This is a genomic window from Micromonospora sp. WMMD1102 (assembly GCF_029626265.1).
Taxonomy (GTDB): domain Bacteria; phylum Actinomycetota; class Actinomycetes; order Mycobacteriales; family Micromonosporaceae; genus Plantactinospora.
Map to the genome: position 1 here is coordinate 4,470,833 of NZ_JARUBN010000001.1, position 21,907 is coordinate 4,492,739.

The following is a 21,907-nucleotide window of genomic DNA, read 5'->3' on the forward strand; positions in this document are numbered from 1 at the left end:
GCGGAAGGGGATCCATGTCACGGAAGGCGGACCGACCGGCCCAGGAGGCACAGCTCTCCCGGGGCGTCTGGGAGGTGCTGGCCCGGCACGGGATCGAGCGGCTGACGATCCGGGCGGTAGCGGCTGCGGCCGACTGCACGACCGGGCTGGTCATGCACCGGTTTCCGAACCGCCGCGCCCTGCTGCTGCACGCCCGCGAACTGCTGCACGAGCGAACCCGCGCCCGGGTCGAGGCCCTCGAAGCGGACGCGACCGACCCGGCCGCCGCACTGCGGGCCGTACTCGCCCAGGGGCTTGCGCTGGACGCCGAGACGGCGACCGAGAGCGTGGTCTGGGTGGGCTTCCTGGCCGCGTCCGTCGGCGACGACGAGTTGACCGCCCAGCACCGTGCCAACAACCAGGCGTGGCGCGAGCGGGTTGCCCGGCTCGTCTCCGCCGTCGCGCCCGAGTGGAGCGACGCGCGGGTGGCGACGGCCACGTTCGCTCTGATCGCCTTGGCGGAGGGGGCCGCCGCCCTCGGCTCCGCCGATCCGACCGGCTATCCGCCGGAGGCCCAGACCGCCGCCCTCGACGCCACGCTCACCGCACTCGGCTTGGGCTGAGGGTCGGCAGAAAAGGACTGCCGGGACCGCTCCATGAGAGGTGTAGGGCCTCCCGGGCCCGGGTGCAGGCGACGAAGAGTACGCAACGCTCCCGGAGCAGGTCGCTGTCGTGCTGGATCCGATCCACCTCTGCCGGGGTGATCTCCTTGGCGAACGGTACGGCCTTCGCGGTTACCCCGAGCACGGCGACGCAGCGGAACTCCAGCCCTTTCATCGCATGCATGGTCGCCAGGCGTACGCCGTCGACGTCCGCGCCCGGCTGCTCCTTGACCCGCACCGCCGGTACTCCCAGCTCAGCCAACGCCTCGTGCACCCTGTCCAGCAGCAGGTTGAACCGGGTACAGACGGCGATCTCGCTGGGTCGGACACCCTGCTTGATCCACTCTCGTACCCGCTCGACCAGCGCCGCCACCTCCGCCTGCTCGGTTGGATGTTCGGCAACGTGCGGGCGGGTGCCGTGCAGCAGTGAGCGGTAACCAGCCAGGCTGTCGCTGCCGTCGCCGCTGAGGTCCTCGGTCGGGGAGCTGCCGAGCAGCCCGGTCGACCAGGCGAGGATCTCCTCGGTACTCCGGTAGTTGATCCGCAGCCGGGCGCTGCGGCCGGCGGTGGCGATGCCGAGGGCGCCGAGCGAGACCCGGGAGTCGTAGATCCGCTGGTGCGGGTCGCCGGTGATGAAAAGATCGTTCGGACCCTTCGGCACGGCGGCGCGCAGCACCCGCCACTGCGCGGGGTGCAGGTCCTGGGCTTCGTCCACCACGACATGGGCAAAGCCGTGCGTGCTGAGATCGGCCTCGCCGAGCAGGCGGGCCGCCTCGCTGCAGAGCCGCAGATGGGTGCTGGCGCCGGCCGCGCCCAACTCCGCCCGAAACATCTCCATGGCCTGCCAGACCTGTTCCCGCTGCCGTGGACCGAGGGCCGACCCACGGCCTCGCCGGCTGGCCTTCTGGTACGCGGCCAGGTCGTCGACTCGCTGGGCGAGTATGACGTGTCGGTGCTCCTGGGCCAGGAACTGCTCGGTCCAGGGCAGGTCGAGCTGGCGGCGTACCCGGCGCCAGATCTGCCGCTCGTCGGCGTCGCCGATCAGCGACGGCACCCGGCCCACCAGGTTGCGGACGGTGCGCACCGCGAAGGCGTTCACGGTGGTCACCTCCACCCGGGCCAACCGCTCCGCGTCGCCGTCGAGGAGCAGCGCCAGGTGCTCCCGCAACGTGCCGGCGAGTGCGGTGGTGTAGGTGGTAAGCAGCACCCGGCTGTCGGGCGAGCGGGTGAGCAGGTGCTTGACCCGGTGCAGCGCCACCACCGTCTTGCCGGTGCCGGGTCCGCCGGTCACCTGGGCCGGGCCGTTGTACGAGGCACGGTAGGCGACCCGGCGCTGCGACGGGTGCAGGAACACCCGCCACGCCGCGAATGGCTTGTCCAGAATCTCGGACAACTCGTCGGCACTGCTGACCAGGGTGATCCGGCTGGTGGTGTTGGCGATCGCCATCGCCAGGCTGTCGACCGTGCGGTCGTCGGCGTCGGTGTCGGCGGGACGGCGTTCGGCGACGATGTCCCGGTAGACGTCGTCCGGGGTGAAGCCCTCGGCGAGATATTGCAGGACCTCGAACTGGTCCTCGGGGAAGAGCGAGCTGAACGCCTCCAACTGCGGCTTGTCGATGATCGTACGTACCGCGCGGAGCACCTGGTCGTCGATGCCGAGCTGCCGGAGCACCTTGTCGGAGTGGCCGGCGAAGAGCAGGCTCGACGCGGTCGCGGCGGCCTGCTCCAGCGCCGGGGTGAGTTGCTCGATCGCGACGACGTTACGCACCTCCAGCGCCCGGGTGGCACTGTTGATCGTGTAGAGGCGCTTCGCCGCCCAGCCGTACGCCTCGTCGTGCGGTACGACGTTCAGCAGCAGGAAGGTGTCGGTGCCGTCGTCCGGGGCCAGTACCACGCCGCGCCAGAAGTCGTTGATCCGGATGGTCCGCATCCGCGCGTCCCGGGCGTTGTTGACCGACTCCAGGTGCAGGCCCTTGTCGGCGTGCAGCTCGGCGATGCTGAGCTGCTGAAACTTTGCCATCGCCTTGCGTACTCCGGCTTTCACCGGCTTTTCGAGTACGTCGTAGCTTTCCCAGAAGCTGTTGGCGAAGGCGAGCTGCGGCACGGGCGAACCTCCAACGTGGTCATTCGGTCGCGGCCGGTGACACCCTACCGGCCGCGATCGACGGGCTTTCAGCGGTCCGAGTTGCCCACCTGCGCCTGTTCATAGAACCAGCCGAGTTGCTCGATCAGGGTGTTACAGGCATCGGGATCGACGAGAACCTTGAGCGGGAACCCGGGCCGGAGGGCCAGCTTCGCGGCGGCGATCTCCACTCCTGGCACATTGTTCAGCCGCTGCCGGAACTCCTCCCGCAGGGCTAGGTCGTCGAACGGCATCCGGATGCTGAGGTGCTGGAACACCACCTCGACCTTGCCGCTCGGGTAGATCGCGACAGGCCAGATGTTGCCGAGCTCGTGCTCCTTGTCGCGAGCGAGGAGGAAGCAGGAGGTCTCGCCACCCTCGCCGAAGCCGAGCGTCCCGCCGAGCCCGGCCCACGCCTCGATCACGGCGATGGTGGCTTCTGCGACCTCCGCGCTCTGCAGCTCCGTCAACTGCTCCGCGAACTGGACGTCTCGGCCGGGGCGCGGCCGGGGTAGTTCCTCCGGCGCCATGCCGATCAACTGGGCCAGTTCCTCGGTAACGATCCGCTGCTCTCGCTTGGCCCGCCCGTTCCGGTCGAACTCCACGCCCTCGGCGCGGAGCAGGTCCCGAGGGTCGTCGGTGCGGTTCGGGTCGGGCCAGCGGAAGCCGGCCGCGACGGTGCCTTCGACCTGCAGCACCCGGTGCGCGTTCGGCGTCGGGTGGCTGGCGAGCCGGTTGCCGACCGCGACCGGATAGCTGCCGATGAGGGCGGCGACGTCGCCGTACGTGGTCCAGGAGCCGGCCGGCAACTCGGCGAGCGCCCTGTTCATGACGTCCCAGGCTACGTCCGACCTGGTGTCCACGGTTTCCCCGCTCGGGCCGGGCCAGAGGAAGATGATGCGTTCGGCGAGGGCGTCCGCCCGGGCGTGGATCTCGGGGCGTCCCCAGCGTTCCTGGTCGGCGATCTCCCGGTTCAGCGCGATCCCGCTCTTCGCCAGCTTGACCCGTTTCACCGCGAACGAACTGTTGCTCAGCTCGGAGTTGTAGCCGGTGAGGGTCAGGTTTCCCAGCGTGTGCAGCAGGGCCTCGTGCGCCTCGGCGACGTTCTCGTCCGGCTCCAGATCGGCGCCAAGCATCTGCCGCCAGTCGGCGTTAGGGGTCTGCGGCAACACGTGCTCGATCGTCAGCGAGTCCAGCGCCACCGGCTCCTTGCTGCCGTACGACTCCTCCAGCCACTGAAGCACCAGCTTGCGCTGGTGTGGGCGGCCGTTGAGGTAGTACGGCATGGTCCGGATGGCGGAGCGCAGGGCGGCATCGGTGGCGTAGTACTTGCGGCCCACCGACAGGTAGGCCCGGACCGCCTCGTCGACCGGCAGTTCCTGGCTCATCTCGGTGACCACCGAGAGCAGAATGCGGTTGATGTTGGCGGTGGCCCGGCCGATGAGCAGGCGCCGGACGAAGAAGCTCTCCACGTACAGCATCGCGGAGGCGACCTGCTCGGCGGTGGCGGTGCGCTCCGCCCGACGGTCGAGCAGGTGCAGCAGGAGCGGGTAGACGGTGGTCGTGCCCCAGGCGCTGAGCCGTTCGAGTCTGCGCCGTACTCCCGGGTCGCTCTCCTCGGCGGGGTGCAGGATGATCCGGAGGATCGCGCCGAGCCGGCTGAACCGCTGTACCTCCGCCTCGATCTGCTCCTCCGAGCGCATGCGGCTCAACCGTTCCCGCTGCCCGGCGTAGGTGTCCGTCTGCTTCACCCGGGCGTCCCGCTGCACCAGGTCGAGCCAGAAGAGCAGCTCAAGCTCGGCGGAGCTGAGCTGCTTCTGCAGCGGTAGCCACAGCGACTGGTAGACGGCCTCGCCCCGGGTGGGTAGCCGCATGAAAAGGTAGTTGCGCAGCAGGTCTGCCTGGGTGAGCTTCAGGCCGGTGTTGTTGAGTGATTCGAAGATCCGGTAGACGTTGTCGCCCTGTTGGGCGGTGACCGAAACCAGCGCCAGCCCGGAGATGACCGCATCCTCGATCCGCTCGATGTCCAGCGGGTCGTCCGGGTCGTCGGCGGCGGCGAGCTGGGCGGCGAAGAACCGGTACGCCGCGCCGACCGGGTCGCTGCCGCCCGCCTGCGGGGTCGAGTCGAGACAGGCGAGGTACGCCGCCCGGTCGGCCTGGGTGGGCAGGAGCTTCAACCGGTGCTGGCCCGGTTCCCATTTGTTGATCAGGAATTGTTCGTCGAGCCGCTCCCGGTGCCTGGGGCTCTCGTGCTGGGCACGGTGGTCCCGGATGGCGCAGAGCAGGATGGAGAGGGTGGTGAGTCGCTGCTGGCCGTCGACCACCAGAAACTCGGAAACGCCCGCGGGACCGTTCGCGGGGCTGGGCGCCAGCACCAGCGAGCCGATGAAGTGCGTGGCTCCCTTGTCCTCGGTGCGATCCTCCGCCAGCTTGAGGACGTCCTCCCAGAGCCGTTCGAGCTGGGTTGTCTTCCACGAGTACGTACGTTGGTACAGCGGCACCTGATACTGCTTCGTACCCTCCAGCAACTCACGCAGAGTCGTCTCGCGTGCCGCGACCATTAATTGATCTCCCATCTCCTGTGGACATCCGCCGCTCGGCCGACAGCAAGACAATCAAGCAACTTGCCGGGCGGCAACGTACGTCAGGACAGGAGACTCGACGAATGGAGGAGGTGCGGCTGTCAGGCGAGGCTCATGCTTCGATCACCACTCTCACCAGGACCATGCCGGCCAGCCCGAGCACGGCGAAGACGAGCGCGGCGACGAGCAGGCGACGGGCGAGCACGGGCTGGTCGCCTACCAGGTAGGTGGAGACGCCGAAGGCGCCGCCGACGACACTCAACGCCATCGGGATCAGAGTCGTTGGCGTGACGTCACCCGAGAAGATCAAGAACCCGGAGACAACGGCGAAGAAGATCGCCACGTTCGCGAGGGCAGTGCGGAGTAGGCGGAACGAACTCTCCCGCAGGGCGGCGACCTCCGCCTGATACTTCTGGGACGGGGTCTGCTCCGGCTTAGATGCTCGTCGCAAAGCTACGCCCTGGTTGCCCTCGGCTCACGGCAGGCACGATAGCAACCGCCAAGCATCTCCAGCCGCCCTCTGGTCTTCCTACCGACGTCGGTCAGCGTTGGCCTTTCCTCGGCACTGGGCTACCGTCGGCTGTCTCCGGTCTCGGATTGGATCCGAGCGCCCGACCAAGGGTTTGGCCCCATTGACGAAGGGCAACGGCGTGCAACGAGAGCTGATGTTGCGAGAGGTACTGCGACATCTGCTGGCGGTCCGACCAAGCCAGAACAAGCGGCAGCTGCTGGCGGGATTGCAGCGCATGGGGCTGCACAGGTTGAGCACGACAGACATCAACCGCACGCTCTACGCCAGCGGAGGACTGTTCACTCACGACGGCGCCACGCCACCGCTCTGGCGTCTGACTGCCGGAGCACGACACGACGGTACGGTGACCTCTGCGGGGTCACCGCCAGCACGGCCCAGGTGCTATCGCGGCAACGAGCCGCGTGTCTGGCAGACCGAGGCCTTGGCCGAGTGGCGTGCGCACGGCCGGCGAGGTGTCGTGGAGGCAGTCACCGGTACCGGCAAGACGACGGTCGGGGTGCTGGCGGCAGCGGCCGCAGTGGATGCCGGTGAGAAGGTCATCGTGCTTGTACCCGGGCGTGAACTACTCGACCAGTGGTACGAGGTGCTACGACGTGATCTTCAAGTGGGCCGGGTAGGACGGCTCGGCAACGGCCATATGGACTCGTTGTACGAGCACTCAATCCTGGTGGCCATCGTGCACTCGGCGGTCAAAGCGCCGATGTTGCTGCCGCCGGGCACTCCCGGCCTGCTGGTTGCCGACGAGGTACACCGTTACGGGGCTCCGACCTTCGCCCGAGCCCTCAACCCGGCTTTCGGCGCACGACTGGTCAGCCGGCCCTGTTCGATGTCGTCGACGATCCGGCCCATGCCGAAGTCCAGGACCTTGACCAGGCCGCCGCGCAGCAGCATCACGTTCGCCGGCTTGAGGTCGCGGTGGATGACGTCGACCGCGTGCCAGGGTCATTGCGTTCTGGGGTAGCTGCTGGTCATTGCAGTGATGAGGTCGTGCGGGCGACGGTCGGCGCGTCTGGTGGCGCGGGCGATGTTGGTATCGCCGTTGGTGCGGTGGTAACTGGCCGCGGTGTTACGTAGCGTCGCCATGATTGCGGGGCCGGTGCCGGTTCTGGCTTGGTGGAGGTCTTCACGGAACGTGACGTCGCGGACATGATGGACCTGATTCTCGATCAGCCACTCGTTTCGGGCCCAGGACTGCAGGTCCGCGGGTTGGGCGTGCTCGGCGGGGAGGGAGATGGTGTAGTAGGCGGTTTCCCTGGTGGTCTTGCCCTTGAGGGTGCGGGTGCGGGTGATCCGGACGGCCTGCTCGGCGTGAGGGAACAGCAGACCGCCGGGGGTGGCTACGGTGAGCGCCTTGACCGTGCGGGTCTCCCGCCGGCCGTGACCGGTTTCGCGGCGTCGGTCACCCACCGGGACCTGGGCCCAGGGCAAGGCCTTGAGCTGGGCAAACACGGTCGGCTGGTTACCTTTGACCGGGATGAGCAGGTCGGCGCCGCGAGCGGCGACCTCGGTCGCGTGGCTGGTCTGTGTATGGAGGGCGTCGGCCACGAAGATGAGGCCGTCCAGGCTACCCAGAACCTGTTCGACCGCGTCCAGCAGTGGGGTGAACGCGGGGATTTCGTTGCTTTTCGCGGCCACGGTGACCTGAGCGAGCACGATGCCGGTGCTGGTGTCCAGCGCGGACAGCAGGTGGACCCGGCTGCCATCGGCGCGGCGGGCGCCGCGCATGGTCTTGCCGTCGATGGCGATGACGATCCGGTACCGCCGAGGTCGGGGCGTGACCGGAGGCGGGACGCGGGTACGCAGCCAGTCGGCGAGCACGGTGGCCAGCAGGTCAGCGTCCAACCTGGTCAGCAGCCGCCAGATCGTGGTCGCGGCCGGGACGGCGCGGATGAACCCGAGCCGGGCCCTGGCGAGGTCATCGAGGTCGTGCAGCCAGTCCGCGATGGCCGCGAACGATGATGCGCCGGCGGTCACGGCGCACACCGCGACGGTCAGTAGCCCGACGAGCGGGTAACGCGCCCCACGCGGGGACCGGGGGTCCGCGATGGTGGCCAACGAGTGCTGGAGCCCAGCTTCTTCACCCTCGGTGACAAGGCGCGGTGGCGAGTCGGTGGGGGTGCGAACTGCGGACAGTACCTGAATCGGGCATGCTGACATCGCGGGTGAGGTCCTCAAGGTGTCCGGGAGCGTCGAGAACTCCATGATCACCTACAGGCCTCACCCGCCTTCCTCAACCCCGCAAGGGTCCGCCCACCCCGGGAATCCCCAGTTCAACGGCCACTCGACCAAACACGCAATAGCCCTGGACCGCGTGCGCGGCGGCCAGCCCGTTGGCGATCTGCGCGCCGATCGCGGCCACCCAGGGCACCGGGAGCTGTGGGTACTCGGCCACGAGATCCTTCAGCGATTCCCCGTTGAGCAGTTCCATGGCGAGGTACGGCAGCCCGCCGTCGTCGACCCCGCCGTCGATGGTGCGCGGCAGGTTGGGATGTTCGGCGAGCCGGCGCATGATCCGAACCTCGCGGGCGAACCGGTCGACCGCCTTGAGATCGGCCTGCGAGTCGAGAGCAGCGCCGTACCGGCTGCGCAGGATCAGCTTCACCGCGACCCGGCGATACGGGTCGCCTTCGGCAACCTGCTGGTCCTCGGCCCGGTGGACCTCCCCCATGTTGCCCTTGCCGATCGCTCCCCGCAGCTGGAACCTGCCAGCCACCAACTCGCCGTGCACCTGGTACTCCCCCGTCCCCGGCTGTGGCCCCGCCCCGGTCCACCAGCCATCGATAGGTGACATATGTCCAAAGTCGAGCGGTGCTCGCCTTGGCAGAGTACGCGGTACTCAAGCATTGGAATATGCCCGTACGTAGCGATTCTGGTGCGAACGCGTGACTCCGTCATCCGTACCGGCCGCCGAGAGCCTGCGATCGGGCGATTCGGCGCTCCTACGGGCACCCGAGGAGACGAGGCAACCGCCGTACAGTCCCGCAAGAGCCGGCATGGCGGGGCAAAGCAGCGCTCGTCCCGTCTTGACATTGTCGCATCCTATGACTCAAACTTCTGATACAAAGCTTGGGACGTTCGGAGGTGTGGCATGCAACCGCCAGCTCAGACGGATCCGCAGCGGTGGCTGGCCGGGGTGTGGTTGGAGCGGCACGGCCTGGCCGACAGCGAGCCGACCCCGCTGCTCGCGGCCCGGCTGGCGGTGCGGCGCCGGGCCAAGGTCGCCGACAGCCTGCTGCTTGCCGTGTTCATCGTCGGCGCGGCGCTCACCCACGTGTCGGCGCTGCCCCACGACACCGCCTCCGCCCGGCCGCCGATGCTGGTGCTTGTGGCGCTGGTGGTAGGGCTGCTGGTGGCGCAGTGGCTGCTCGGCTGGTGGGTGCGGCACGTCGACCGGCGGGCCGGCGCGCGACTGTCCCGGCGGGTCGCCCACCCGGTCCAGCTCGGCTGGTCGGCGGTGCTGGGTCGGCCGTACGCCGTCTTCACGGTCGCCAGCTTCACCGCCGCCCTGCTGCTCGCGGTGAGCGTGCTGGCGGTTCCCGATCCCGGCCTGCGGCGCGGGGCGACCGTCGTCCTGATCGGTCTCACCGGCGCCGCCGCCGGCATCGTGCTGCAACTGCGCAACGTGCTGGCGAGCCCTGCCGTGGCCGACGACGAGGCGTCGCTCACCGCCGACGTCATCATGCGGGTCGAGGACGCCCGCGCCCTCGTCACCCCCAGCCTGGTCTGGACGCTGCCGGCAATTTTCCTGTACGGCGAATCGTTCGGCTGGTGGAACGTCGCCTCGCTCGGACTCGTGGTGGTGGGTGCCATCGCGTACTGCCTGATCCACTTCCGGACCACGGGTGTCGGGACGGCGGCCCGGCGTGCCATGGTCACCGGATGATCGTTATCGACGCGGGCTCGCCGACTCCGCCGTACGAGCAGCTCCGGGCCCAGCTCGCGAGGCAGATCCAGGATCGCACGCTCGCCGTCGGTACGAGGCTGCCGACGATCCGGCGGCTCGCGGCCGACCTCAGCCTCGCCGTGAACACCGTCGGGCGGGCATACCGCGAACTGGAAGAGGCCGGGCTGATCGAAACTCGTGGCCGGGCCGGGTCGTTCGTCTCGGCCGCCGGCGAGCAGGCCCTCGAACAGGCACGCCGCGCCGCCCACGACTACGCGGCGGTCGTCACAAGCGTCGGCATCGACGCAGCCGAGGCGATCCGGATCGTCGAGGCGGCACTCGGCCAGGCCGCGACGCCCTGAGGGACGAGCTACCCAATACCCGTCGAGCAGGGCACCGTGCTTCTCGCGGGATTCATACTCGACTAGGCTGCCGAGTATGAGTCGGCGTGTGACGATCTCGGTGCCTGATGACGTGGCGGAACAACTGGCCGCTCTCCCAGCCCGTCAGGTTTCCGCATATGTCACCGAGGCGCTGCGGCGGCGTCGGATCTCCGACGACATGCGAGCCGCCTTGCGGGCGGCCGGCCACCGCGAGTACCCGTACGACCCCGAGGGCGCTGCCGGCCGGCTCGCACCGCCACAGGTCAGCCCGGAGGTCCGCGCTGCCGCGATATCCAGGGTCGCCCAGTTGCTGGACCGGCCCGCCGACGAGGTCCGCGCTGACCTCGAACGGCGAGCGGCAGGGTGAGCCGGCCCTACTACGTGCTCGACACCGGAGCCCTGATGGCCTATGCCCAAGGCGTCGAGGTCATCGGCGAGACCCTTGTCGAGGTGGCGGACGCCGACGGCAGTGTCGTTGTGCCGCTGGTCTGCCTGCTGGAGGCATACAGTCTGCTCGACCACGCTGAGCACGACTATCTCCAGATGCTCCGGCAGAACCCGGCGGTGCGCGTCGTCTCCCCCGTCCTGCGCACCGACCAGGTCGACGACTGCGCGATGATCGGCGGGATGGCCCGGCACACCGGGCGGCTCGGCGCGGGCCACGCCGCGTACGTCGCTCTCGTCAACTCCGCAGGGGTGGTCACGTCCCGTGCCGACCAATTGCGGCAGGTACTCGGCGACGGGTGGCCGATCGTCGAGGTCTGAGGTCACCCCCGAACCGGCCCAGGGCGACCATCAACTGATCACGATGGCGTGGCCGTTCGCCACACCGGAACACCGCGAGGTATCCGGCTACGCCGACCCGGCGCGGAGGGGGCGTCCTTCCCTCCGCGCCGGGTTCCGCCGACGTCAACCGGCGGCGCCGGTGGGCCGCCGCCGCGCTGACTGGCAGCGTGCTGGCACCTTCTCCCGGGGCCGAATCCAGCGCCGTGGAAGCCGGATCCGGCTCGACGGCGGGCTCCGCCGGCCGAGACAGGTTGCCGAAAACTTCCGGTAATCTAACCCCGTCGATGTGCGTACCACTATTAATACCCATCGAAGGCGCCCGGCACAAGACCTGCACGTTCCTTGGATCAGCCCGCTCCCAACTCCCGGAAGGTCACCGGAAGTTCCGGAAGCGGACGACGACCCCGCCGGCGGGACAGCTCAACTACTCCGCCGGTAGACGGAGACGTGACTGGTACTCCCGGCGTCGAACGGACGGCGGTGCCAGTCGGCGTACCGCTCGGTGAGCCGCAGGGCCGCCCGCTCGGCCATCTCGTCGATCTGCTCGGGCCAGGCGTACCGCATGCCGAACGGCTTCAGGTGCACGCCCTGACCGTCGAACGTGATCGTCTGCCGGACGAAGGTCTGCGCCTCCCGGTCGAACCGGTGCACCCGGATCGTCGCCGAGTCTTCGGTCACGCTCCGGACCTGGACCTGCGACTCGGTCCGGTCGATGTCGTCCGGGTCCGGGACGTACGTCTCGATCACGAACGCACCGCCCGGCGCCAGCACCCGGGCGACGTTGCGGAAGCAGTCCTCCTGCCGCCGCGCGTCGACCAGGTTGAACAGCGTGTTGTAGACCAGGAACACCATCGTGAACGGCCCGCTGACCGGGACGTCCGCCATGTCGCCGACGACGACCGGCAGACGCTCGCCACCGGGTTTGGCGCGCAACCGCGCCACCATCTCCTCGGACGCCTCGACGCCCTCCACCTGCAGCCCCCGGGCGGCCAGCGGAAGCGCGACCCGACCGGTGCCGATCGCGAGTTCGAGCACCGGGCCCCCGTCGGCGAGGGCGGCGAGGAAGTCCACCGCCGGAGCCGGGTCGGGGTTGGGGCCGTCGTCGTAGCCGGCGGCCCAGAGCCGGCCGAAGAGTCCGGGATCGTCGAGGGCGAACATCAGTCACCCTCCCCGGGCCGAGCGGGCCGAGCGGGCCCTGCCGGCGCAGCCGGCCGAGGCGGCCCTGCCGGCCGAGGCGGCCCTGCCGGCCGAGCGGCCGGCGAGATGCCGGTCGGGCCGGACCTACCGCCGCCCGCCGTCGTACTGGTCGTGCGAACCCACGTACTCATGAAGCCTCGTATCTCTCAAGTGGACGGAACCTGCTCGCTGACCGGACATCGGCACTCGTGGCATGGCCGTCTCCTCTCGATGGGCTTCCGGCCGGCGGTCCTCGCCGACCAAGATCAGGAGATCAGAAACCCGATCACCCCGGCAACCGCTTTAATTCGCCGGGCCGAGCAGGTCCCAGCGGTTGCCGGCGACGTCCCGGAAGACCGCGACCCGGCCGTACGACTCGGTCCTCGGCGGGCGCACGAACTCGACCCCGGCCGCGACCATCCGGTGGTACGCCGCGTCGAAGTCGTCGACCCGGAGGAAGAACCCGACCCGGCCGGCCACCTGCTCGCCGACCACGGCGTGCTGCCGTGCACCGTCGGCGCGGGCCAGCAGCAGGCCGGTCCCGGCGCCGGGCGGCCGGACCACCACCCACCGTTTCGGGCAACCGTCGTCGGTCAGCGACGGCGAGTCCTCGACCAGCTCGAAGCCGAGCACTCCGGTGAAGAACTCGATCGCCGGGTCGTACTCCGCCACCACGATCGTCACCAGATCGATCCGCACCCGAGGAAGCCTAGGCCGCCCGGTACGCTGTCATTCGTCCACCGGCAGCGCGGGGGCGTCACGGCTGGGACGACCGACCCGCGGCGGAGTCCACCGGCCGGGAGGACGTTTCGAGGAGTCGATTTCCGATGAGCCGCGCAGCTGAGGACGGGGCGGCGGCCACCCGCGGCGAGGACCTGCTGACCCTGGCCCGCCTCTCGGTCGGCCCGGACGCGGTGCGCGGCATCCTGGACTGGCTCGGCCGGCGTACCGGAGGCACGGCCCTGCTGGTCGGAGCCGACGGCCGGGTACTCGCCGGCACCGCCGACCGACCGGCTCCCGGAACCCAGCTTGCCCGAATCGTCGGCGCCGCCGTCGCGGACCTGTCCCGGCGCGGGTCGGAGGCCGCCGTCGTCGACACCGACGGACCGCGCCGGATGCATCTGCTGACGCTGGGCGGCACCAACCGGGACCGGTCCGCCGCCGCACTCGTCGCCCGGACCGAGGAGCGGTCCGGCTGCCTGGTCGTCGTCGCCGATCCCGGCCGGCCGCTCGGCGACCTGCTCGCGGACACCGCCCGGACGCTCGCGCTCTGCTGGCGGGTCGAGGAGGCGGACCGGGTGCGCCAGCGGATCGCCGCCGCCGACGCGCACGGCCGGGAGGCGGTACTGCACCTGCTGATGGTCGGCGACGTCTCACCGGCCCGGCGGATCGCCTCGGCCCTGCGACCGCGGTTGCCGGACGCGCTGCGGGTCGGTGTGATCGAATGCGGCGGCCGGCAGCGGTACGAGGCCGCCGCCGAACTCGCCAGGTCGCTCTCCGGGCGGGCCTGGATCGTCCCCTGCCCGGTCCGCTCGAACCATCTCATCGCCCTGCTGCCAGCCGACCCGTCCAGCGCTGCCGCCCCGCCGGCAGCCCCCGGCAGCGGCCGGCCGGACGGGGACGGGTCCGAGCCCGCGGACCGGCTCGGGCGGCTGATCACCGGCCGGGTACCGGCCAGCCGGGTCGGGCTGAGCGAACCGGTCGCGTTGCCGGCCACGGCCAGCGGGTACGAGCAGGCCATCCACGCCCTGGCCGTGGCCCGGACGACCGACGACGGGTACGCCCGCTTCGACCGGCAGCACGACCTGGTGCCGCTCGCCGGCCCCGACGGGTACGCCTGGGCCCGACGGCGGCTGCGACCGGTGCTCGACCACGTTTCCGCCCGCCGGGCCGACCCGGGCGCGGCGGAGTTGCTCGGCACGCTCAACTCCTGGCTGGCGTTCGACAGCGCGGCCAGCCGACACCTCAAGATCCATCGCAACACCCTGGCCGGCCGGTTGCACCTGCTCAACGCACTGCTCGGAACGGATCTTCTCCGGGTCCGGGACCGCTCCGCGGCCTGGCTGGCCCTGCGGCTGCGCTCCGCGCCCCGACCGACCGTCCCGGAGGTCGACACGGTGCCGGCCGGAACGCTCCCCGGCACCGACCAGCTCGCACCCGACCGAGCCATCCGCGAGATCGAGCTGGACCGGTTGCTCGCCGGGCCGGCCGACCGGGTGGGCCCGGGCTCTGCTGCGGCCACTGCACACGGTGGACCGGTCGGCCGGCTTGGCGACGGTACGGGCCTGGCTGGCCGCCGACACCGACCTCTCCGCCACCTCGGCCACGCTCGGCATCTCCGCCTCGGCCGCCCGCAAGCGGCTGGTCCGGGCCGAACAGGCACTCGGCCGTTCGCTGCTGCACGCCCCGGACGCCCGGCACGAACTCTGGCTGGCCCTGCGGTCGATCGAACTGGCCGGACGGCTGACCGGTCGCTGTGCAGGTCGGGACCGGCACCGCGATCGCTGTGCGGATCGTCCCCTCGTGGCCCGGTGCCGTGCCGCCGTACGGTGTCGGTGCCGATGCGGGGGACGGCCACCGTCCGGCGCCCCTTCGGGCAACCGAACGCCACGAGGGCGAAGGGCAGTCGGACGGTGGCCGTGGCTGTGTGCCGTGTGCCCGTGCGCCGTGCCGGATCGTGGGAGCGTGCCCAGATCCTGGATCTCTGAGGTAGTGTCGCCCTGCGACGTGGGCGGACGAGCAGCTTGCCCGGATCGGTGTCCACCTGGGCCGGCCCGTTCGCATGCCTTCCTGTTCGGGGGAGATCATGGCGGATTCAGCACCGGAAGTCGGGGCGGGTGTCACCGCGTTCGGTGCGTGGGTCCGGGCAGGACGGCTGGAACTCGGCTGGACCCAGGAAGAGTTCGCGGACCAGTCCGGGCTCAGTGTCCGCACGGTCCGCAACCTCGAGGCCGGTCGGGGTGGAACTCCTCGGCCGGACACCCGCCGGCTGGCCATCGCGGCACTGTCGCCGACCGACCACGACCGGACCACGCCGGTGCCCCCGGTGCGGCCGGCCCAGCTGCCGGCCGACATCCCCGGCTTCACCGGCCGGGCCGAACAGCTGCGCCGGCTCGACGCCCTCCTGGACGCCGACCCGGCGGACTCGGCGGGGGCGGTGCCGATCTCGCTGATCACGGGTACGGCCGGGGTCGGCAAGAGTGCGCTGGCGGTGCACTGGGCACACCGGGTCGCGGACCGCTTCCCCGACGGGCAGCTCTACGTCAACCTGCGCGGATACAACCCGAGCGGTCCCGCGCTGCGCTTCGACGAGGCGGTGCGCGCCTTCCTCGACGCGTTGGAGGTGCCGCCGGAGCGGCTTCCGCACAGCGTCGACGCGCAGGCGGGCCTGTACCGGAGCCTCCTCGCGGGCAAGCGGGTACTGGTGGTGCTGGACAACGCCCGGGACCCGGAGCAGGTCCGCGGACTGCTGCCCGGCACGGCCGGCTGCCTGGTGGTGATCACCAGCCGCGACCAGCTCACCGGCCTGGTCGTGTCCGAGGCGGCGGTTCCACTGCGCCTGGACCAGCTCACCGAAGGCGAGGCGCGGTCGCTGCTGGCCCACCGGTTGAGTCGGAGCCGCGTCGCCGCGGAATCGGCCGCGGTCGACCTGATCGTCGCGCTCAGTGCCCGGCTGCCGCTCGCGCTGGCCATCGTGGCCGGTCGGGCCGCCACGGCCGCGGAACTTCCCCTCGCCACGCTTGCCGACGAGATGCGACAGAGCCGGGGCCGCCTGGACGCGTTCGTCAGCGAAGATCCGAGTACGGACGTACGGGCCGTCTTCTCCTGGTCCTACCACCGGCTCAGCCAGGGGGCGGCCCGGCTGTTCCGCCTGCTGGGCCTGCATCCGGGACCGCACATCTGCGTGCCCGCCGCGGCCAGCCTGGCCGGTGTCACCGTCCCGGAGGCGCGACGCCTGCTGACCGAGCTGACCTGCCGGCACCTCTTCACCGAGCACTCGCCCGGCCGGTACACGACCCACGAACTGCTCCAGGCGTACGCCGCCGAACTCGTCCGGAACGACGAGCCGGACGGCGACCGTGACGAGGCCGTGCAGCGGATGCTCGACCACTACCTGCACACCGCGCACCGGGCCGCGACGCTGCTCTTCCCCGAGACGATCAAGCTGGCGGGACCGCAGCAGGGGGTCGTCCCGGAGGAGATCGTGGACGACCGCGCCGCCCTCGACTGGTTCGCGACCGAGCACCACGTGCTGCTGGCGATCGTCGACCGGGCGGAGACGGTGGGCTCGGACACGCATGTCTGGCAGTTGGCCTGGTCTCTGGAGACGTACTTCGACTTCCGGGGTTACTGGCACGACCTGGCCGCGACCCAGGAGCAGGCGGTGGCCGCCGCCTCCCGGTTGGCTGATCCGACCGCACAGGCCCACGCGTACCGAGGTCTCGGCGGTGCCCACCTCCGGATGGGCCGGTACGACACGGCCGACCGCCATCACCGGTCGGCCCTCGACCTGTTCACCGGACTCGCCGACCGCAGCGGACAGGCCCGGAGCCACCGCGGTCTGGCCTGGCTCTGTTCCCAGCGGGACCGCCACGCCGAGGCGCTGGAACACAACTGGCAGGCGTTGAGCTGCTACGAGGAGGTCGACAACCGGGCCGGCCAGGCGAGCACGCTCAACTCGGTCGGCTACAGCCTGGCCCTCACCGGCGACCACCGGCAGGCGGTCGGCTACTGCCGACGTGCGCTCGCGATGCTCCGGGAGATCGGCGACCAGCACAGCGAGGCGGCCACCTGGGACAGTCTCGGTTACGCCTACCACCACCTCGGCGAGAACGCGAAGGCGATCGAGTGCTACCGGCGCGCTCTGGACCTGCACCGGATGTTCGGCGAACGCTACTTCGAGGCGATCGTCCTCACCCACCTGGGCGAGGCGTACGACGGGTCCGGGCAGCCGGAAGCGGCCGGACAGGCGCTACGGCAGGCGCAGGAGATCCTCGCCGGTCTGGGTCGCACGGCCGACGGTGAGTTCCGCGACTGAACAGTGGGAGGGACTGGACAGCGGGGGTCATGCCCCCCGACCCTCCGGCTGGCCGGACAGGCCGATGTCGACGACACCGGCTCGCGGGGCGGCCGGACCGACCAGCAGCTGGACGACGTCGACCTGCCCGCGCGGCACTCCGAACATCGCCCGCACCGCGGCGGAGTCGTGGTCGGAGACCGGCCGGCACCCGATACCCACCGCGCTGGCGGCAAGGCGGCACCGCTGTACCGCGATGCCGGCCAGCACGTGCTGCATCCGGTACCAGCGGTCGCCGTACCCGCGCCGTCCCGGGTCGGTGTCGGCGAAGAGGAACAGCCGGGCGGTGGCCGTGCGCAGGCCGCCCAGGACGCCGGTCGGGGTGAACCCGTGTCCGTCCCCGCCTGGGGCGGACCGGAGGCTGTGCGTCGCCGGATCGTACGCGTAGGGTCCGGGAGCCAGCCCGGTCACCCGGCTCGGGAGGCAGTAGGCCGCCAGCCGCCCCGCCCCGGCCCGGGTGCCGGTGATGTCGCAGCGGTATCCGGTCAGCAGCCACGCCAGCAGCGTGCCGAGTTGCCGGACCGTCATCGCGTCACCGGTGAACCGGACGGCCGACCGGAGTGCCGCGTCCGCCCTCGCGGGGTCGAGTGACTCGGGCAGGGCGAGCGGCTCGGGCAGGTCGATTCTCCGCCCGGACTCGGCTGGGCGTCGCCACCGGTCGGCGGCGGTCGGGCCGTCCCGCCCCGGCGACCGGCGGAAGGCGTCCGAGGTAGGGACGTCCCGGGCGCGGTCGGCCGTAGCGCCGCGCAGACTCGCGTGATGCAGCCGTACCGCGCTGGGATGCGCGGCGGCACGCAGCTCGAGATCGGACTCCAGCCCTCGAACCGCGTTCGCGCCCGGCGCCGGCCGCTGCGGCGCCGCCGCAGCGGGCGCGTCGGCGTGCGGTGCCGGGGCGGGCGGCGCGGCTGGTGGGGGGCCGGCGAGGACGACTGCGTAGACCGACTCGATGTCGGGATCCAGCCCGAGCAGGGCGTCGAGGGTCCGGTCGTCGAAGACGAGGCGCAGGTCGGTCCCGTCGGGCGCCCGGTGCAGGAGCTGGCCGGCGAGGGCGCCGGTGTCCAGACAGCCGAGGCGGTAGCCGAACGCACCGTAGGTCGACGCGTTCTTCCACATCCGGCAGGAGACGAGCAGGGTGTACGGCGTGGGCGCGCGGCCGAGCGCGGCCCGCAGCGACGCCTGCGGATCGTCGGTGGCCAGCGTCTCCAGGGTGTGGTGCGTCGCGTCGTAGTGGTAGACGCCGGGCCCCGGCGCGAACCCGCCGGTCACCGCCAGATACAGCTCGGCCGGATAGTAGGCACCGCCGGACGGCACCGCCCGCCGCACGCCGCCGCGCAGGGTCGGGGCGGTGTTCGTGGCGGGGAAGCCGCCGAGCGTGGCCATCGCGGCCGTCGTGTAGAACTGGAATCGGGTGGGCGCGTATGCCGAGGCCAGCGACCCGAGCAGCGCCAGCGACCCGGCGAACCGGCCCGGGTGGGGTGCCGCCGGCCAGGGCAGGGGGATCCGGACGCTTCCCGGGTACTGCTTGAACAGTGGCGGTCGGCGAGGCCCCCGGGGGGTGTCGCGGTGCACCCGCAGGTAGTCGGCGGTTGCCGTGCCGGGCGCTGCTCCGGCCGGCCGCGGTGACGTCATGGACTTCAGCCCTCCCCCGATTACGACCGGCGTCGCAGTACGGTAGCTCGTCCCGCCGGTGGCCACCGCCCGGTGCTCGGCACCGGCGAGCGCAGCCTGCGCCGGCCGCGCCGGAAGCAAACGATCTTGCCCCTCCTTTACCTGTCTGGTGCCTGGTTCCCTGCCGACCCGGATTCCTACCGTTGGCCGGATAGATCAACCACGCCGCACCGGTGTGGTCCGCGCGCCATCCGCCGCGCGGACCGACCCGACCCGACGCGGCGGGTACGCCGGGAACAGGAGACGAGATGCCTTCCAGTCAGGAGGTCGACGGGCGGACGTCCGACGGCCCGTTCCTGAGCGTCGTGATCCCCACGTTCCACGACTCGCAGTGCCTCGCCCTCACCCTCGACTCGCTGACCCGGCAACGGCTGGACGCCGAACTGTTCGAGGTGATCGTGGTGGGTGACGGCGACACGGTCGACGACCAGGTCGGCAAGTCGATCGCCGCCCGGGGTTACCGGTACCTCGGGCTGCCGGAGCACGTAGGACGCGCCGCCGCCCGCAACCACGGCGTGACGGCCGCACAGGGGCGGGTGGTCGTCTTCCTGGACAGCGACTCGTTCGCCGACCCGGACCTGTTGGCCCGACACCACGAGTTCCACCGGAGCGCCGACACGCCGCGGGTACTGGTCGGCAAGCGCTGGGAGATCGACTGGCCGGTGCTCGACCGGATCCTCCGGGCCGGTGCGATGGACCTGGCGACGCTGCCGGCGGAGAGCGCGGACATGCGGTTTCCCGAGCCGACGCCGCCGGAGCGGATCGCGGAACTGATGCGGACCCCCTGGCTGTTCGCCTACACCAACAACATCTCGGTGCCCCGGGAGGTGCTGGTCTCCGCCGGCATGTTCGACGAGGCGTTCGGCACCAGGTGGGGCTTCGAGGACCTGGAGTTGTTCTACCGGGTCTACCTCGAACTGGGCCGCCGGTCGGCCGCGTTCCACTACGACGACCGCGCCACCTGCTACCACCTGCCGCACTACCGGCCCAACATCGGGATGTACCAGGACTACTACGCGAACATGGCGGTGGCCAAACAGAAGCACCCCTGCTACGAGTGGGAGTTCACCGGGCTCGTCCAGCCGGCGCAGGCGGCCGACCGGATCCGGCGGTACCAGGCGAGCTTCGCCGCGACCGCCGGGGAACCGGCGTGGCGGGCCGCCCGAGCCTGGCGACGCTCCGGCCTGGACACGGTCGTCGCCGCCGCCGACCGCCCCGCGACACAGCCCCACCCGCGGGTCCTGGTGATCGGTCTGGGCACCGAGGAACTCGACCTGCCGGACGGTGCGGAGACGTTCGACCTCGGACGGCCCCGTTCGGCGACCAACCCGCACCTGCTGGGCTTCGCCACGCACTATCCGGACCGGGCCTTCGACGTCGTCGTCAACGTCAACCTCTGGCGCTGGCTCGGCGTGCACGACATCAGCCGGTACCTGGGAGAGTCGCTTCGGATCGCCGGCACGAGCGTGCTCGTGCACTCCGCCGACGCCCGGCTGCCGGCCGGTGTCTCCGGGGTGGACGACGTCGAGTACTTCGTCCGGATGCTGGCACAGCACCTGGACACGTCGGTCGAGCACCGGGATCCGGACTGCGTCGTCACGGTACGGGCGACGGCGTGAGCGGGTCCGTCCCGGGCCGCGGCGTGAGCGAGTCCGTCGCGAGCCGCGACCACGTGTTGTCGACTGCGCCGCGACGATTCCTGCCCCAGGTGCCGGTCGTCGGCGCCGAGGGTTCCTGGCTGTGGTTGGCCGACGGAAGGCGGTTGCTGGACTTCCACGGGCAACACATGTGCATCGGGATCGGTCACCGCCACCCGAAGCTGACCGCCGCCCTGCACGACGCCGTCGACCGGCTGGACTACGTCGCCGACTTCTTCCCGTCCGAGCAGAAGGACCGGGCGGCACGGCTGATCGTCGAGGAGACCATGGCCGGATCCCCGTGGGCCGGCGCGGTGCGCTTCGTCTCGTCGGGCTCGGAGGCGACCGAGGTGGCGATCATGATCGCGCGGCTCTTCCAGAACCGTCCGCTGATCGTGACCCGCGACCTCGCGTACCACGGGTGGACCGCCGGTGCCGCCGACGTGACGGGGGTCGGCATGCTGCGCAACGGCTTCACGCCGGCCGGTGGCACCAGCCGGCCGGTGCCGGGCGGTCAGCCGCAGCCCTCGGCGCCGGCGCCGATCTGCGTCTCCTGCCCGCTCGGCCGGACCTACCCCGGATGCAAGGACGCCGACGGGACGCTTGCCTGCGTCACCGCGACCGAGCGGGTGATCAGATCGGCCGGAGTGGACCGGGTCGCCGCGTTCATCACCGAGATCTGGCACGGGGCCGGCGCCTTCCTGGTGCCCGACGAGTACGTGGGGCAGATCCGCGACCTCACCCGGCGGCTCGGGGTGTTGTGGATCGACGACGAGGCGATCTCCGGAATGGGCCGGACCGGACGGTGGTGGGCGTTCCAGCACCACGGCGTGCAGCCCGACATCATGACCGCGGCAAAGGGACTGGGCAGCTCGGCCGTACCCGTCGGCGCCTGCGTGGTGAGCCGGGAGATCGCGGACTACTTCGCCACCGGCTTCTGGGGCCACAGCTCGACGTTCGCCGGACATCCGCTCGCGATGGCCGCCGTCGCGGCGACCCTGGAAATCATGATCGAGGAGGACGTCGTCGCCCGCGTCGCGTCCCTCGGCGACGTCGTCCGGGACCGGTTGGCCGACATGGTGGCCCGGCACCCGTCCGCCGCGAGCGTCGGCGGCCGAGGGCTGGTCTGGGGGATCGAGCTGGTCCGTGACCCGGAGACCGGACGGCGGTGGGTGCCGGAGGACAGGTGGCGCAGCCCCGGCCTCGACCCGCTGGACGGGTTCCAGCCCGCGGGTTTCGTCGTCGGCGAGTGCGCGCGCAACGGGGTCCTCCTGTTGAGCTACGCACCGAACACCGTCACGATCGCGCCGCCACTGCGGATCAGCGACGAGGAACTGGAGATCGGGCTGGACGCTGTCGACGCTGCCCTGCACCGGCTCGACGAACTGGCGGCGGCGTGAGCGGATCGGCCGGCGGCGCG

The 21,907-nt window shown here is 71.0% G+C and carries 18 protein-coding genes; 10 read left to right on the forward strand and 8 right to left on the reverse strand.

All coding sequences use genetic code 11. From position 1 onward, the window contains the following. Positions 1-14 precede the first annotated feature (14 nt). Positions 15-602: a TetR family transcriptional regulator C-terminal domain-containing protein gene (locus tag O7626_RS19955; protein ID WP_278062677.1), complete on the forward strand. Its 588-nt coding sequence runs from the start codon at positions 15-17 to the stop codon at positions 600-602. On the opposite strand, the gene O7626_RS19960 is transcribed toward O7626_RS19955, so the two are convergent. The 3 genes from O7626_RS19960 to O7626_RS19970 all read right to left on the reverse strand — a co-directional run bounded on the left by O7626_RS19960 (position 580) and on the right by O7626_RS19970 (position 5,688). Further along, complete coding sequence (locus O7626_RS19960) at positions 580-2,745, reverse strand: UvrD-helicase domain-containing protein (protein WP_278062678.1); 2,166 nt, start codon at positions 2,743-2,745, stop codon at positions 580-582. The genes O7626_RS19955 and O7626_RS19960 overlap by 23 nt on opposite strands. Positions 2,746-2,813: 68 nt before the next feature. Beyond that, complete coding sequence (locus O7626_RS19965) at positions 2,814-5,339, reverse strand: DUF262 domain-containing protein (RefSeq protein WP_347404802.1); 2,526 nt, start codon at positions 5,337-5,339, stop codon at positions 2,814-2,816. 118 nt (positions 5,340-5,457) lie between these two features. Next, on the reverse strand, positions 5,458-5,688 hold the full coding sequence (locus O7626_RS19970; RefSeq protein WP_278062679.1) for a hypothetical protein: 231 nt from the start codon (positions 5,686-5,688) through the stop codon (positions 5,458-5,460). Positions 5,689-5,977: 289 nt separating this feature from the next. Here O7626_RS19970 and O7626_RS19975 point away from each other — a divergent pair, with 289 nt between their 5' ends. Then, positions 5,978-6,838: a DEAD/DEAH box helicase family protein gene (locus tag O7626_RS19975; RefSeq protein WP_278062680.1), complete on the forward strand. Its 861-nt coding sequence runs from the start codon at positions 5,978-5,980 to the stop codon at positions 6,836-6,838. On the opposite strand, the gene O7626_RS19980 is transcribed toward O7626_RS19975, so the two are convergent. Together O7626_RS19980 and O7626_RS19985 are read right to left on the reverse strand one after the other, a co-directional pair. Further along, positions 6,820-7,932 carry an ISAs1 family transposase gene (locus tag O7626_RS19980; RefSeq protein WP_278060713.1) on the reverse strand — a complete coding sequence of 371 codons (1,113 nt, stop codon included), beginning with the start codon at positions 7,930-7,932 and terminating at the stop codon, positions 6,820-6,822. The two genes, O7626_RS19975 and O7626_RS19980, sit on opposite strands and share 19 nt — an antisense overlap. A 175-nt stretch (positions 7,933-8,107) precedes the next feature. Next, the gene (locus O7626_RS19985) at positions 8,108-8,605 is read right to left on the reverse strand and encodes a protein kinase (RefSeq protein WP_278062681.1); all 498 of its coding nucleotides are present in this window, start codon (positions 8,603-8,605) and stop codon (positions 8,108-8,110) included. Positions 8,606-8,965: 360 nt separating this feature from the next. On the opposite strand from O7626_RS19985, the gene O7626_RS19990 reads away from it, so the two are divergent. From O7626_RS19990 to O7626_RS20005, 4 genes are all read left to right on the forward strand, one after another. Then, positions 8,966-9,760 carry a hypothetical protein gene (locus tag O7626_RS19990; RefSeq protein ID WP_278062682.1) on the forward strand — a complete coding sequence of 265 codons (795 nt, stop codon included), beginning with the start codon at positions 8,966-8,968 and terminating at the stop codon, positions 9,758-9,760. Continuing rightward, the gene (locus tag O7626_RS19995) at positions 9,757-10,122 is read left to right on the forward strand and encodes a GntR family transcriptional regulator (protein ID WP_278062683.1); all 366 of its coding nucleotides are present in this window, start codon (positions 9,757-9,759) and stop codon (positions 10,120-10,122) included. The genes O7626_RS19990 and O7626_RS19995 overlap by 4 nt, the downstream gene beginning before the upstream one ends. A gap of 76 nt (positions 10,123-10,198) precedes the next feature. Next, positions 10,199-10,510, forward strand: coding sequence for a hypothetical protein (locus O7626_RS20000; RefSeq protein WP_278062684.1), 312 nt, complete (start codon positions 10,199-10,201; stop codon positions 10,508-10,510). Then, entirely contained in the window at positions 10,507-10,908 is a 402-nt protein-coding gene (locus O7626_RS20005) for a hypothetical protein (protein ID WP_278062685.1), read from the forward strand. The genes O7626_RS20000 and O7626_RS20005 overlap by 4 nt, the downstream gene beginning before the upstream one ends. Before the next feature lie 441 nt (positions 10,909-11,349). Here O7626_RS20005 and O7626_RS20010 read toward each other — a convergent pair whose 3' ends face one another. Further along, positions 11,350-12,087 (reverse strand): class I SAM-dependent methyltransferase, encoded by a 738-nt coding sequence (locus O7626_RS20010; RefSeq protein ID WP_278062686.1) that lies wholly within the window; start codon positions 12,085-12,087, stop codon positions 11,350-11,352. 321 nt (positions 12,088-12,408) lie between these two features. After that, entirely contained in the window at positions 12,409-12,804 is a 396-nt protein-coding gene (locus O7626_RS20015; RefSeq protein ID WP_278062687.1) for a VOC family protein, read from the reverse strand. A gap of 128 nt (positions 12,805-12,932) precedes the next feature. On the opposite strand from O7626_RS20015, the gene O7626_RS20020 reads away from it, so the two are divergent. Beyond that, positions 12,933-14,813, forward strand: coding sequence for a helix-turn-helix domain-containing protein (locus O7626_RS20020; RefSeq protein ID WP_278062688.1), 1,881 nt, complete (start codon positions 12,933-12,935; stop codon positions 14,811-14,813). A 98-nt stretch (positions 14,814-14,911) separates the two neighbouring features. Further along, positions 14,912-17,143: a tetratricopeptide repeat protein gene (locus tag O7626_RS20025; RefSeq protein WP_278062689.1), complete on the forward strand. Its 2,232-nt coding sequence runs from the start codon at positions 14,912-14,914 to the stop codon at positions 17,141-17,143. Positions 17,144-17,170: 27 nt separating this feature from the next. Here the strand turns inward: O7626_RS20025 and O7626_RS20030 are convergent, their stop codons facing one another. Further along, positions 17,171-18,811 carry a nitroreductase family protein gene (locus O7626_RS20030; protein ID WP_278062690.1) on the reverse strand — a complete coding sequence of 547 codons (1,641 nt, stop codon included), beginning with the start codon at positions 18,809-18,811 and terminating at the stop codon, positions 17,171-17,173. A 287-nt stretch (positions 18,812-19,098) separates the two neighbouring features. Here O7626_RS20030 and O7626_RS20035 point away from each other — a divergent pair, with 287 nt between their 5' ends. Then, positions 19,099-20,469 (forward strand): glycosyltransferase family 2 protein, encoded by a 1,371-nt coding sequence (locus O7626_RS20035; protein WP_278062691.1) that lies wholly within the window; start codon positions 19,099-19,101, stop codon positions 20,467-20,469. Between the two features lie 23 nt (positions 20,470-20,492). Next, a complete protein-coding gene (locus O7626_RS20040; RefSeq protein WP_278062692.1) occupies positions 20,493-21,887 on the forward strand; it encodes an aspartate aminotransferase family protein in 1,395 nt (464 codons plus the stop codon). The last annotated feature ends 20 nt before the right edge of the window (positions 21,888-21,907 follow it).

Coding starts and splice junctions, on each gene's coding strand:
- O7626_RS19955 (WP_278062677.1), top strand. CDS start 15: ATGTCACGGAAGGCGGACCGACCGGCCCAGGAGGCACAGCTCTCCCGG.
- O7626_RS19965 (WP_347404802.1), bottom strand. CDS start 5,339: ATGGGAGATCAATTAATGGTCGCGGCACGCGAGACGACTCTGCGTGAG.
- O7626_RS19990 (WP_278062682.1), top strand. CDS start 8,966: ATGCAACCGCCAGCTCAGACGGATCCGCAGCGGTGGCTGGCCGGGGTG.
- O7626_RS19995 (WP_278062683.1), top strand. CDS start 9,757: ATGATCGTTATCGACGCGGGCTCGCCGACTCCGCCGTACGAGCAGCTC.
- O7626_RS20000 (WP_278062684.1), top strand. CDS start 10,199: ATGAGTCGGCGTGTGACGATCTCGGTGCCTGATGACGTGGCGGAACAA.
- O7626_RS20010 (WP_278062686.1), bottom strand. CDS start 12,087: ATGTTCGCCCTCGACGATCCCGGACTCTTCGGCCGGCTCTGGGCCGCC.
- O7626_RS20020 (WP_278062688.1), top strand. CDS start 12,933: ATGAGCCGCGCAGCTGAGGACGGGGCGGCGGCCACCCGCGGCGAGGAC.
- O7626_RS20025 (WP_278062689.1), top strand. CDS start 14,912: ATGGCGGATTCAGCACCGGAAGTCGGGGCGGGTGTCACCGCGTTCGGT.
- O7626_RS20030 (WP_278062690.1), bottom strand. CDS start 18,811: ATGACGTCACCGCGGCCGGCCGGAGCAGCGCCCGGCACGGCAACCGCC.
- O7626_RS20035 (WP_278062691.1), top strand. CDS start 19,099: ATGCCTTCCAGTCAGGAGGTCGACGGGCGGACGTCCGACGGCCCGTTC.